Genomic DNA, 13,747 nt, shown 5'->3' with positions numbered 1-13,747 from the left:
CCTACAGTTGACCGTATTCTTTCTGAAGAAACTCGATCAACTGTGGGAGTGAGCCTGCTCGCGATCCGCGCAACGGCCATCCACCGCCGTCCACTAAGCCCTGTTACGCAACCACTGCAAAAAGCCCTTCCTCTCCACCACTTTCGGCACTTCCTGCGTCAACGTCTGCGCCTTGTTCAAGCGGAAATCCAGCAGCGCCTTCATCGATTCGCCAATGTCATGCCGCGCATCCAGACACGGTTTGAGGTAGTCCTTCTCGATCCGGTACAAGCTGCAAGCGGTCTTGGCGATGAAGTCGGCCGGCATCGCGGTATCCTGCAAGATCCCGCCCTCACCGATCACCTCGCCCGGCCCCATGCGTCCCGATTCGAACTTGGCCCCGGCACGGCTCAACTCCACCGTGACCACTCCGGATTCAATGATGAACAAATGATCGCTGACCTCCCCCGCCGGCAGGATCATGTCCCCGGCACGGAAGCTTTGCAGGGTCATGTGCTGGCTGAAGGTCTCTTTCTCATCCTGACGCAGGGTCGAGAAAATCGCCGAGCTTTCCAGCAAGGCCCTTGGCCGTGACAAGCCGGCCGGCACATTCGACTCGACGGTCGACAACAGGCTGACACCCGCCGCCTGCAAATGCCTATACGACAGATCGAACAGCAGATTGCGCACCATGCGTTTCTGATCCATCGAGACCACGAAACCACTGATTTCATATTCCACGCCCGCGGCACTGGAACCCTTGAGGGCGACGCATGGCGCCGGCTTTGGCAACAAATGGCGACAACCCTGCATCGCCCGCTCCAGCGCGTCGATCACCGTTTGCGGGCGTGCGTGCGGGCTCAGTTGCAGGCTGATCGACACACCAAAAATGTCACTCGGCCGGCTGAAGTTGATGATCTTGGCCTTGGCCGCCAGGGAGTTGGGGATTACCGCCATGCTGCCTTGCGCGGTTTGCATGCGCGTAGCGCGCCAATCGATGTCGGTGACCCGGCCTTCGGTGCCGTCGATGGAGATCCAGTCATCCAGCTGATAGGGTTTGGTGGTGTTGAGAACGATCCCGGAGAACACGTCGCTGAGGGTGCTTTGCAAGGCCAGGCCGACGATGATCGCCAAGGCGCCGGACGTGGCCAACACGCCTTTGACCGGTAGATCGAGCACGTACGCCAGCGCCGCGATGATCGCGATCAGGAAGATCACCGCGCCGAGCAAATCCTGAAGCAAACGCCCGGTGTGCCCCACCCGCTGCATCATCACCGCGCCGATCAGCACCGTCAGGGTCCGCGCGCCAAACAGCCACCAGCCAATCTGCAAACCGGTGGCCGCCAGGTGCAGCGGTACGTTGTCGGCCCACGGGGCGACCTCCAGCGGGTTCAAGCCTTCGTTGAACAGCAGGACGCTGAACAACGAGAAAATCACCAGCCTGACGAGCAGCTTCCAGTTACTGCCGTTGGCACTGGCGCTGATCAAACGCCACAGCCCAAGATCGACCACGATCAGGACCAGGGCGCAGACCAACGGATGATCGGTGAAAAAAGACAGCATCGAACAACTCCAACGAAGGCCAATGGCGCGAAGATCTCACACATTGGGCACAGTGTAGGAGGGTTTGATGCAAAACATTTAATGAGGTATTACACCCAATCGGGTTAACCGTGCATCCGGCCAAAACGACCGGACTGGAAGTCGACGAACGCCTGGTGAATCTCTTGTTCGGTGTTCATCACGAACGGGCCGTGACCGACAATCGGCTCGTCGATCGGCTCGCCGCTGAGCAACAGCACCACCGCGTCCTGGCTGGCTTCAAGGCTCAACTGATCGCCCGTGCGATCGAACAGGGCCAACTGACCTTCGCGCACCGACTCCAGGCCATTGACCTGAACCGTGCCGCGCAACACCACCAACGCCGTGTTGCGACCTTCGTGCAAGTCCAGAGTCAGCAATTTTCCGCCCTTGAGACGCAGGTCCCAGACGTCAATCGGAGTGAAGGTGCGTGCCGGCCCGGTGTGTCCGTCGAACTCACCGGCGATCAAGCGCAGGCTGCCGGCCTGGTCCTTGAGCGCGATGTTCGGGATGTCACCATCGAGAATCGTCTGGTAACCGGCATCGGCCATTTTGTCCTTGGCCGGCAGGTTGACCCACAACTGCACCATTTCCAGGGTGCCGCCGGACTTGGCGAAACCTTCGGAGTGAAACTCCTCATGCAGGATCCCCGAAGCAGCGGTCATCCACTGCACATCGCCAGGGCCAATCGTGCCGCCGCTGCCGGTGGAATCGCGGTGTTCCAGTTCGCCCTTGTAAACGATAGTCACGGTTTCGAAACCACGGTGCGGATGCTGACCCACGCCACGTCGTTCGGTAGTCGGGGTGAACTCGGCAGGGGCGGCATGATCCAGCAGCAGGAACGGGCTGATGTGCTTGCCCAGGTTGTCGTAGGAAAACAGCGTACGAACCGGAAAACCGTCGCCGACCCAATGAGTGCGTGGACTGGTGTAGATACCGATGATGTTCTTCATGGTGTCTCCTGATGAGGTGAATGTAGCCATGAACTGAGCTTAAAACCGTACCCACCGAGGCACTAGATGGCAAAAATCAGTTTTAGCGTTCTACCTGGAGAACGATGGCGGTGGCGTTCAACCCCACTGGCATCGCTTGAGTGACGCGACACGCGGGGCTGGCGGAGTTTTTATTTCGGACATAATATCGATCAGGATTACAACCATAATATCCGTTCCGTCCGAGGACATGATCATGCAAAGCCCCACCCGCGAAGCCACGCTCGCTCAATGGATCGCCCAGGAACAGGCCCTGCGCGCCCGCCTTGCCGGTCCCGGCAGCCTGCCCCTGTCCGAGGTCATTGCGCTATCGCCTGCAGAGTTCTTCGAAGGCATTGGCAACGGTGACCTGCCCTCGCCGCCGATTGGCGCGCTGATGGATTTCATCCCCATCGAGTGGTCGGCGGGGCTGTTTATCTTTCAGGGCACTCCGGACGCACGGCATTACAACCCGCTGGGCAGCGTGCATGGCGGGTATGCGGCGACATTGCTGGATTCGTGCATGGGTTGTGCGATTCATACGCAGTTGAAGAAGGGCCAGGGGTATACGACGCTGGATTTGCGCATCAGCTATGTGCGTGCGCTGACGGGTGCCAGCGGGCCGGTGCGCGCCGAAGGCAAGATCGTACATTTGGGGCGTTCGACGGCGCTGGCCGAGGGGAGAGTTTATGATGTGGATGGGCGGCTGTATGCGACGGGGTCGACCACTTGCATGATTCTTGAGGCTCGGGGTTAAAGCCTTAGACCGAGTCGAGTCCTTCGCGAGCAAGCCCGCTCCCACACTAGATCTCCTTTGAACACAAAACATGTGAACACCTTCGATCTAATGTGGGAGCGGGCTTGCTCGCGAAGGCGCCAGACCAGACACCCAACGTTCAAGTAATGCATTGATTCATGACTTGCGGTAAACAGTGCTTTGCCCATCCAGCGGTTTTTCCCAAGGATCGCGCCGGGGATACTCCTGCCATTCCCACTGCAACCCTGGAGTCATTGATGTCTATTCCCCCGTTCGGTCTCGGTACGTTTCGCCTGCAAGGTCAGGTGGTCATCGATTCGGTGAGCACTGGCCTTGAACTGGGCTACCGGGTGATCGACACCGCACAGATCTACGAAAACGAAGCCGAGGTCGGCCACGCCATTGCCGCGAGTGGAATCGCCCGCGACGAACTGTTCATCACCAGCAAAATCTGGGTCGCCAACTTCGCCAGGGACCGCTTGATCGACAGCCTCAAAGAGAGCCTGCGCAAACTGCAAACCGACTACCTGGACCTGACGCTGATCCACTGGCCCTCCCCGGAAGACCAGGTGCCGGTCGAAGAATTCATGGGCGCACTGCTCGAAGCCAAACAACTGGGCCTGTCCCGGCAGATCGGCGTCTCCAACTTCACTGTCGACCTGATGAAACAGGCGATCGCCACCGTCGGTGCCGAACACATCGCCACCAACCAGATCGAACTGCATCCGTATCTGCAAAATCGCAAAGTTGTCGAATTCGCTCAGACCCAGGGCATCCAGATCACGTCGTACATGACCCTGGCCTATGGCGAGGTGCTCAAAGACCCAATCATCCAGCAGATCGCCGAGCGCCTTCAGGCTACCCCGGCGCAAGTCACGCTGGCGTGGGCCATGCAGTCGGGTTACGCGGTGATCCCCTCCTCCACCAAACGCGCCAACCTGCAAAGCAACCTGAATGCCTGCACGCTGAGCTTGAGCGAAGCCGATATGGCGTTGATCGCCAGCCTTGATCGCGGCCAGCGGTTGACCAGCCCTAAAGGCATTGCTCCGCAGTGGGATTGAGCATCAGCCTCGAGTGAGGCATTGATCCAGTCGGGTCATGGCGTGCTGCAACTGATCGACGGCTTCGTCGATCATCGCCGCGCGGCCCTCGGCGCAGGCTCGTTCCAGATGCTCGCAACATTCGATCAAACGTTCTGCGCGGACCATGCGCGCACTGCCCTTGACGCGGTGCGCCAGTTCCTGCAGGCGCGAACGATTATCGCCGGCGTGGGCTTGCAACAGATGATTGCGGTCTTCGCGGTTTGAGGTGGCCAACTCACGCAGCAACTGGTTGATCAACGTCCGGTCGTCGCCGACGTAGAGCTCCAGACCGGTCAAGTCCATCTCGAGGCTTGCTTTCGCGTCGACCGGCATCGGCGGCTCACTGCCAAATCGCGACGCCAGCCAAGCGCTCAAATCCGCCAGCAGGATAGGTTTGAACAAGCAGTCGTCCATGCCCGCTTCCAGGCATCGAATCTTTTCCTCAGGCTGCGCATTGGCCGTAAAGCCCAGTATCTGTGTGGGCGGCAGTCCAAAAGCGCGCTCTTCATCACGAATCGCACCGGCTAACTCATAACCGCTGAGACCGGGCATGTTGCAGTCGCTGATGACCACATCAATCTCATGTGCGCGCCACTGTTCAAGCCCTTGCTCGCCATCTTCGGCCACCATGACACGGTGCCCCAGATAGCTAAGCTGACGGTTCAGCAACAAGCGATTAGCCGGATAGTCATCGACCACCAAAATCGTCAGCGGTCGGGTGGATAGCGCTAATCCACTGTCCACCGCATCACAGGGGGGCAATGCTTTCAACGCCACCAGCGACAGACTGATGTCGGCCTGAGTGCCCCGCCCAAGGACGCTGCCGAGCACCAGCCGCCCCCCCATCATTTCGCACAGGGTGCGACTGATCACCAACCCCAGACCGGAACCCTTGCGGCCTGACTGTTGGCTGTTGCCCGCCTGGACGAACGGGCTGAACAAGCGTTGCTGATCAACCGCGCTAATGCCAATACCACTGTCTTCGATATGTACGTTCACCGCCAGATGACCTGAAATCCCCGGCACCACCCGCAGTGTCAGGCTCACCTCACCGGCATGGGTAAACTTGATCGCATTGCTCAAAAGATTGGACAGCACCTGCTTGGAACGCGTTGGGTCGATCAACACGTCACAATTACTGCGCTCGTCCAGGTCAACTCGCCATGCCAGGTCTTTCTCCCGAGCCAGGCCTTCGAACACCCGGCACACCGATGCCACCAGCGCATGCAAATTGACACGCTCGGGCGTCAGGGACAAATGGCCGGATTCGATGCGGGCAATGTCCAGGATATCGCCGATCAATGCCAGTAACTGCTGCGCGGCAGTGGACGCTACCTCTAAGGCGCAACGATCGGCGACGCCCTCTTTGGCGCGCATTTCGGCCAATTCGAGCATACCGATCAGGGCATTCATCGGCGTACGGATTTCGTGGCTCATGGTCGCCAGAAACGTGGTTTTCGCGCGATTGGCGTCGTCGGCAGCGTCCTTGGCGTCCTGCAATTGCTGTAACCACTGTTGACGTTGGCGGATCTGTCGGCGCTGCCAGGCGATCCAGCCTAGTGCCAGCAAGAGCAACGCAGCGGCGGCGGCAAACGCCTGCAGGATGGCTGGCCGATGACGCAACCAATAGCTGTCATCCACCACCACATCATTGCTCCATCGGGCGACCAGAGCGTCCATTTCTTCGGGCGAGATACTCAGCAACGCCTTGTTCAAAATCGATTGCAACTCCAGAGCGCCGTGCTCCGTTGCCATGGCGATGCGCGCCGGTTCATCGCCGACTGTGCTGCTGATCCGTAATCGTCCCTGGTAATACCGGGCAATCAGGTAACGGGTCATGAACAATGAGCTGACGGCCGCGTCGGCCTGTCCGTTCACAACCAACTCCAGACCTTGTGCCGGGTTTTCAACATTCACCATCCGCACGCTCGGTACCCGCGCCTGAATGAACGCGCGCGTCGGGTGGCTGCGATAAATCGCCAGCCGTTTACCCACCAGGTCGTCCAGCGTCTTGGGGCTATCGGGCGTGAGTGCACTGACCAGCGTGTATGGATTGGTCACATAGGGGCTGGTGAAGTGAAGATCTGCGACACCTTCGGTGGTCGGGAAAATGGCGGGGATAACGTCGATTTCACCCGCCTTGAGTCGCTGAATCTGTTGGTCGATGGACTGCCCCCGCAGCACGTTGAAGTTCAGGCCGCTGCGCTGGCTGATCAGCGTCAACAATTGCGCGGTCAACCCGCTGAATTGTCCCTCGGCATTGAAAAACGAAAGAGGCGCAAAGTTCTCGACCACCCCGACATTAACCTGTGGATGACGGTCCAGCCAATGCTGTTCGCTGGCACTCAAAGTGATACGCGACTGACCCAGCCGGTTCACCCTGCCAGCGCTCCAGCGCTGGCCGATGGCCGCGCGCTCACTCATCGGGATCGCCGCCAGCGCCTTATTGATAATGGCCTTCAGCGCCACGTTGTCCCGGTCCAGGGCAAAGCCGAACGGGTTGGCATCAAGACCGGACGGTCCCATCAACTGAACGTTATTGAGGTAGTTATTGTTGATCAGGTAATTGGCGCTGATGAGGTCCCCGAGGTACACGTCATCTTGCCCATACGCCACCGCCCCAAGCGCATCGAGCGCGGAGGGATAAAGGTGCAGGCCCGACTCGGGATAAAACGCCTGGACCGTCTGCGTCGGCAGATAGTCATCAACCATGGCGATGCGTTTACCCGCCAGCTCCTCGGGCATGCGCTCGTCCAGTCGCGTGGCCAGCATCGGCTGATCTTCAGCATAGGGGCTGGACAGGATTAACTCGGGGTCGGCCGCTTCGAAGTTGTTCGAAGTTCCGAGCAGATCAAGCGCGTCGTACTTCAAGGCCTCCATGGCCGCCTCCCGCGTGCCATAACGCCGAACTTCAATCGGGATGTTCAACAGTTGCGCAATCAGTTGGGCGTAATCGGCGGTGATGCCTTCCAGCTCATCGTGATTGCGCGTGACTTCGAAGGGTGGGTAGTCCGGCCCGCTCACCCCGAGGCGCAGGACACGCTTGCTGCGCAGCCACTGCCGGTCCTTTTCATCCAATTGGACCTCGTAACCCTCCACTGTCGAACGCCCCAACAGCTGCAAGGACTTCGGCTCGTCATCCTGGGCGGACAGCATCGGCGGCACCAGGCATAGCATCAAGGCGCACCACAGGATTCGCACGTTCAGGTGCCCTCAGATCAAGTGATTGCGGATGGCAAAATCGCGCAGATGCACGGCCGACTGCACCCCGAGTTTTTCGATCAAACGAGTCTTGTAGGTGCTGACTGTCTTGTGGCTCAAGTGCATTGCCTCGGCGATAGCCTTGTTTGAGGTACCCCGGGCCAGGTACTGGAGGATGGTCAGCTCGCGGTTGGAGAGTTTGTCGATCATTTGTTTTTCGCTTTGCTGCAACGCGTCCATTGATAGGCTGGGCAGTTGCGCGAAATAGGTGTATCCGGCCATCAGTGCGTGTATGGCCTTGTGTAATTGACTCAGATCGTTGGTTTTGGCGACATACGCCAAAGCACCGGAGCGCATGCAGCGCTCTTGAAAAAACAGCGGGTCAAGGGACGTGAACACCAATACCACGCACGACAAGTTGCTGGTTCTGATTCGCTCCAGTACATCCAGCCCATTACCACCGGGCATCACAAGATCCAGAATCACCAGATCAACATTGTGTTCACGGAGTATCACCGACGCCTCACCGACGCAGGAGGCTTCATGAATCCGTTTGAAACCTTCCCGCTCAAGGACCAGTTTGACTGCGGCGCGAACCACCGGATGATCTTCCACAATCAGCACTGACGTCATGGCAACTCCCTGTGCAAAAAATCGACAATGAGGCCAGAAATGCGCGCCGGATAAGACCGGAATAGGCGCAGCAGCGGCGCGAAAACTCTTACATGGCCGGTTGGTTAAATCTACCTGTCAAAAATCACAGTTCCGACAAACGGTCGCCTTGTTTCAACCCATCATTTAAGGGGATCGCACCGTCAGGAGATGTCGCTTACGGATCGACGCTGGACATCAGGCGCTGGATGCACAACAGATCAGGAAGCGCCACAGGACTCACATGAATCGTCCGTTTTACGCGCAAAGGCATCGGCGCCGATTGCTCAGGCTGGTCGTTGAAAATCAAGGTATGACGAACCTGGCGGTTGTCGAGGAAGAACCCGCGCAGGTCCAGTGATCCAGCGGCTAGAGAGGCATTGATGACCACCAGGTCAAACGGTTCGCAACCGTACTCGACCAGGGTCAATAGTTCCTCAAGGTTTTGAACCGGTGCCACCCGGTAGTAACCCAAATGATTGAAAAGACGCTCGACCTTCATCCGGTGAAAGTGTCGCTCGTCTGCAATCAGGATTCGAAATGCTTTGTTCGTCAAAGTGAGGTCCGCTGGGTATCAAGGTGGGGCGCAAGACTACGGAAGCCCGATACCGGTTTATGTAGGACCTTTCCTAAAATTCGGTATCCCTTTCTGATTTCAACGAGGGCTCAAGACCTGATCTGTGATTCGTCGCGCGGTTGCAGCCAGCGCAAAAAATCCTCGCCACTCATCGGTCTCGCATACCAGTAGCCCTGTCCCAGAGTGCACCCAAGAGCCAGCAATTGCTGGCGTTGCGCGTCGGTTTCGATGCCCTCGATCACCACCGACATGCCCAAAGATTTACCCAGCGCCAAGGTGCTGCTGATCACCGCCCGACATCGCGGCTCATGTTCCAGTGTGCGGACGAACCCGCCATCGAGCTTGATCTCGTTAAACGGCAGCTGACACAAGCGTTGCAGCGAGGAAAACCCTGTACCAAAGTCATCGATCGACAACCGGCACCCCATCATCCGCAAGCGCACGAGGCTTTTCAGGCTGGTCGCCGGGGCCTCCAGCAGGCCGCTTTCGGTCAATTCAAACGTCAGGCTCGAGCCACAGGTGTTGTGGCGAGCCAGAATGGCTTTGATGGTGGACGTCAGTTCGCCGCTGGCCAATTGCACCGCTTGCAGGTTGAACGCCATATTCAGGGCAAAACCTTGTGCTGCAGCGCGGCGCCGTACGTCTAACGCCTGATCGAGCTGAGAAAACAGTAATTCGTCGAGTAACCCGCAGCGCTCCAGCACCGCGATGAATAGCGCGGGAGAGATCACACCCTGCGTCGGGTGCATCCAGCGACACAGCACTTCGACGCCACAGACTTCTGCGGTGTGCAAGTTGAATTTGGGTTGATACCAGGCCCGCAATTGCTGTTCGGCCAGTGCACCACGTACCGCCTCTTCGCTGGCAAGGGTGACGGTGGCCGTTGGGCACTGCGGGGTGGCCAGCCGGTCGAGGGGCTTTTTCAGCAGATCGGCCAAACCCTTCATATGCAACGGCTTGCCCACGTCACCCAATAACTCAAGCCCGAGCAGGGCAACCATTTGATGCACCGCCCGGCGCAGGTCCGCGGACAGCAAACTGCTGATGATGATCGCCTTGACCTGCCCTGTCGCACCTACGCGCTGCAAAAACTCCAGTCCGTCCATGCCCTCCATCTGCAAATCGCACAGGGCAACATCAACCGAGCCGACCGCTTGCAGCACCACCAGCGCCTGGGCTCCGTCGCGGGCCTCAAAGACCTCGCCACAGCCCAGAGCTTGCAGCATCTTGACCGCGACTGAACGCTGGAAGGCGTGATCTTCAAGCACTAAAACGCGGAGCGGCAGGATGGGCATGGTGATCGACTCGGCGATGGCAGGAGGGGGGATGAGTGTCCTCCAATCGGGCGCCCGCCTCGTTAGGAAACGTCGCAAATTTTGGCGGAAATTTCCTAAACATCGAGCGGCTCCAGCAGCCTGCCAAGGGTTTGTCGATCCAGCGTGCGGATCAGGCTCAGTTGGCGTCGATGGTTGGCGTAAATTGTCTCTGCCTTCGGCTGACCGCGTCGCGAATCGTGAATCACGCCGTGACGAATCTGAGAGTTGCTTTGAAAAAACTTCACCGGATCGATACCCGATGTCGCCAATAGCTCACCGTTGATGATCATCAGATCAAAGTGTTCGGGCGGCTCCGAGGAGCAGTGAGTCAACGCCAACAGTTCCCGGAGCGAGGTCGCCAGCGTGAAGGCGCGATAGCCTAGTTCGTTAAGGGACTTCTCGATGTTTCTGCAAAGAATGTACTGTTCTTCGGCGATAAGGATTCGCCAGCATTTATAGGACATGGGATTCAACGGTCGCGACTAAGGTAAGAGCTGTTGGCTCAAGTAAACGTCACGCTCATCAAAACATCCTGAGCCCCCACATGAAACGTCTGAAAGTGAGCGAATTGATTTCAAGTTCTTACAAGAACGCCGCTTCGGGATGACCTGACGCGGCGTTTTTTGTTGCAAGTTCCCTCACCACAGAGAGGAAATTGCAACCGGACGATTTACTGCCAGCCAAAACGGCGGATGTAGAACCCCTTCACCGCCTGCGTCAGTGCCATGTACGCCAGCAGAATCACCGGCAGAAACACGAAGTACAACGATGGCAGCGCCTGCAGCTTGAAGTAGTGTGCCAGCGGCCCCATCGGCAGAAAAATGCCCACGGCCATGATGATCCCGGTCATGACCATCAACGGCATCGCCGCGCGGCTTTGCAGGAACGGGATTTTCGGGGTGCGGATCATGTGTACGATCAGGGTCTGGGTCAGCAGCCCGACCACGAACCAGCCGGACTGGAACAAGGTCTGGTGATCCGGGGTGTTGGCGTTGAACACGTACCACATCAGCGCAAAGGTAGTGATGTCGAAGATCGAGCTGATCGGCCCGAAAAACAGCATGAAGCGCCCGACATCCGCCGGTTGCCAGCGCTGCGGTTGCTTGAGCATTTCTTCATCGACGTTATCGAACGGGATGGCGATCTGCGAAATGTCATAGAGCAGGTTTTGCACCAGCAGGTGCATCGGCAGCATCGGCAGGAACGGGATGAACGCGCTGGCCACCAGCACCGAGAACACGTTGCCGAAGTTCGAACTGGCGGTCATCTTGATGTACTTGAGCATGTTGGCGAAGGTGCGGCGCCCCTCCAGCACGCCCTCCTCCAGCACCATCAGGCTTTTTTCGAGCAAGATTATGTCGGCCGCTTCCTTGGCGATGTCGACGGCGCTGTCCACCGAAATACCGATGTCGGCGGTGCGCAGCGCTGGCGCGTCGTTGATGCCGTCGCCCATGAACCCGACCACGTGGCCGTTGCCCTTGAGCAAGCGCACGATGCGTTCCTTGTGCGACGGTGTGAGTTTGGCGAAGACGTTGGTGGTCTCCACCGCTACCGCCAATTGGGCGTCGCTCATGCGCTCGATGTCGTTACCCATCAGCAGGCCCTGCTGCTCCAGACCGACTTCGCGACAGATTTTCGCCGTCACCCGTTCGTTGTCACCGGTCAGCACTTTCACCGCCACGCCGTGAGCCGCCAACGCTTTAAGGGCCGGCGCGGTGCTTTCCTTGGGTGGATCGAGCAACGCCACATAGCCGATCAGCGTCAGTGCCTGTTCATCCGCCAGGCTGTAAGTGTCGCGCCCCTCAATCATTGGTCGTGCGGCGACGGCGACGACACGAAGTCCTTCGGCGTTGAACGATGCGGTCACCTGACGAATCCGTGCCAACAGTTCATCGCTCAACGCTTCATCAACAACGCCATGACGCACCCGCGTGCAGACCGCCAGCACTTCCTCCACCGCGCCCTTGCAGATCAGCAGGTGCGAATGACCGCGCTCCGCGACCACCACCGACATCCGCCGGCGAGTGAAGTCGAACGGGATTTCGTCGATCTTGCGAAACGCTGTGCCGACCTTGAGTTCACGGTGGATTTCCACGTGTTCCAGCACCGCCACGTCCAGCAGGTTTTTCAGGCCGGTCTGGTAGTAGCTGTTGAGGTAGGCCATTTCCAGCACGTCGTCGGAGTCGTTGCCCCAAACGTCGACGTTACGGGCGAGGAAGATTTTGTCCTGGGTCAGCGTGCCAGTCTTGTCGGTGCACAGCACGTCCATGGCGCCAAAGTTCTGGATCGCATCCAGGCGTTTGACGATAACTTTTTTACGCGACAGGAACACCGCACCCTTGGCCAGGGTCGAGGTGACGATCATCGGCAGCATTTCCGGGGTCAGGCCCACGGCAATCGACAGCGCGAACAGCAGCGCCTGGGTCCAGTCGCCCTTGGTGAAACCGTTGATGAACAGCACCAGTGGCGCCATCACGAACATGAAGCGGATCAGCAGCCAGCTGACTTTGTTGACGCCAGTCTGGAACGACGTCGGCGCACGATCAGTGGCACCGACCCGTTGTGCCAGGGCACCGAAATAAGTGTCGTTGCCTGTGGTGAGAATCACCGCCATCGCCGTGCCGGAGACCACGTTGGTGCCCATGAACAGGATGTTGTCGAGGTCAAGCGGATTGCTGGTGTCGTTGTCTTGCTGACGCGGAAACTTTTCCACCGGCATCGATTCGCCGGTCATCGCCGCCTGACTGACGAACAAATCCTTGGCGCTGAGCACCCGGCAATCGGCGGGAATCATGTCGCCGGCCGAGAGCACGATCAGATCGCCCGGCACCAACTGTTTGATCGGCAACTCGATGCGCAGTGCGTCGCGGCGCAGGACCGTCGCGGTGTTGCTCACCATCGCTTTCAGCGCATCGGCGGCCTGGTTGGATTTGGTTTCCTGCCAGAACCGCAGCAATGTCGAGAGCACCACCATGGAGAAAATCACGATGGCGGCTTTCATGTCCTCGGTCAGCCAGGAGATGACCGCGAGCAACGTCAGCAACAGGTTGAACGGGTTTTTGTAGCAGTGCCACAGGTGGGTCCACCAGGGCAGAGGCTGTTCATGCTCGACCTCGTTGAGGCCGAAACGCTCGCGCAGGGTGTCGGCTTCCTCTTCACTCAGACCATCGGTGTGAGTGCCGAGTTTTTCCAGCAATTGACCGGTGTCGCTGTTGGCGGCGCCCACCAGGGTTTGCGCGAGCGTCGGCGGCACTTCACGGCTGACCGTGGTGTCGGTGAAGGTTTCCAGCAACGCCAGGCGGCGGAAGTGCCGGGCGAAGTGGCGGGTGCGCAAGAATCCGGCAAAGAATTCCTTGAGCAGGGTCAGGTTCATGGCGTTGCCCCCCAGGGTCAGCCGGGAAACCTTCGAGCAGGCGTGTCGAGTCGCTGCGGTGACGACAAGGCAGCCGCCATCACACGAGAGTGTGTCGATGAGAGGACATCGGGAATCGGGCCAGGACTGGCTCGACCGGGAGGCCGCTGCTCGCTGTACGGCGAGACAACGGCACAAAAAAGCTGCGCGTTATCTTGCCGAGAAGGTGCCGGTTACTGAAACCGGCCGACTACTGTCACTCGAACAAGTACCCACTGTG

The 13,747-nt window shown here is 58.7% G+C and carries 10 protein-coding genes; 2 read left to right on the top strand and 8 right to left on the bottom strand.

The genetic code is table 11. From position 1 onward, the window contains the following. Positions 1 to 93: 93 nt before the first annotated feature. Together ACA048_RS09885 and ACA048_RS09880 are read right to left on the bottom strand one after the other, a co-directional pair. Positions 94 to 1,542, bottom strand: coding sequence for a mechanosensitive ion channel domain-containing protein (locus ACA048_RS09885; protein WP_497628945.1), 1,449 nt, complete (start codon positions 1,540 to 1,542; stop codon positions 94 to 96). Between the two features lie 104 nt (positions 1,543 to 1,646). After that, positions 1,647 to 2,513 carry a pirin family protein gene (locus ACA048_RS09880; RefSeq protein WP_497628944.1) on the bottom strand — a complete coding sequence of 289 codons (867 nt, stop codon included), beginning with the start codon at positions 2,511 to 2,513 and terminating at the stop codon, positions 1,647 to 1,649. Positions 2,514 to 2,748: 235 nt separating this feature from the next. On the opposite strand from ACA048_RS09880, the gene ACA048_RS09875 reads away from it, so the two are divergent. Further along, positions 2,749 to 3,288, top strand: a complete 540-nt coding sequence (locus ACA048_RS09875) for a PaaI family thioesterase (RefSeq protein WP_497628943.1) — start codon at positions 2,749 to 2,751, stop codon at positions 3,286 to 3,288. 257 nt (positions 3,289 to 3,545) lie between these two features. Continuing rightward, positions 3,546 to 4,349: a 2,5-didehydrogluconate reductase DkgB gene (dkgB, locus tag ACA048_RS09870; protein WP_497628942.1), complete on the top strand. Its 804-nt coding sequence runs from the start codon at positions 3,546 to 3,548 to the stop codon at positions 4,347 to 4,349. 3 nt (positions 4,350 to 4,352) lie between these two features. On the opposite strand, the gene ACA048_RS09865 is transcribed toward dkgB, so the two are convergent. The 6 genes from ACA048_RS09865 to mgtA form a co-directional block, all read right to left on the bottom strand. Beyond that, a complete protein-coding gene (locus ACA048_RS09865) occupies positions 4,353 to 7,547 on the bottom strand; it encodes a transporter substrate-binding domain-containing protein (RefSeq protein WP_497629835.1) in 3,195 nt (1,064 codons plus the stop codon). A 36-nt stretch (positions 7,548 to 7,583) separates the two neighbouring features. Beyond that, positions 7,584 to 8,204, bottom strand: coding sequence for a response regulator (locus tag ACA048_RS09860; protein ID WP_497628941.1), 621 nt, complete (start codon positions 8,202 to 8,204; stop codon positions 7,584 to 7,586). A gap of 196 nt (positions 8,205 to 8,400) precedes the next feature. After that, complete coding sequence (locus tag ACA048_RS09855) at positions 8,401 to 8,778, bottom strand: chemotaxis protein CheY (protein ID WP_497628940.1); 378 nt, start codon at positions 8,776 to 8,778, stop codon at positions 8,401 to 8,403. A 110-nt stretch (positions 8,779 to 8,888) separates the two neighbouring features. Next, on the bottom strand, positions 8,889 to 10,094 hold the full coding sequence (locus tag ACA048_RS09850; protein ID WP_497628939.1) for an EAL domain-containing response regulator: 1,206 nt from the start codon (positions 10,092 to 10,094) through the stop codon (positions 8,889 to 8,891). Positions 10,095 to 10,189: 95 nt separating this feature from the next. Then, positions 10,190 to 10,579: a response regulator gene (locus ACA048_RS09845; protein WP_497628938.1), complete on the bottom strand. Its 390-nt coding sequence runs from the start codon at positions 10,577 to 10,579 to the stop codon at positions 10,190 to 10,192. Positions 10,580 to 10,785: 206 nt separating this feature from the next. Then, entirely contained in the window at positions 10,786 to 13,488 is a 2,703-nt protein-coding gene (mgtA, locus tag ACA048_RS09840; RefSeq protein WP_497628937.1) for a magnesium-translocating P-type ATPase, read from the bottom strand. Positions 13,489 to 13,747 lie beyond the last annotated feature (259 nt).

This window comes from Pseudomonas sp. LBUM1659 (genome assembly GCF_059716045.1).
The sequence above is the reverse complement of the archived record's forward strand: the minus strand, read 5'-3'. Positions and strand labels throughout refer to the sequence as shown.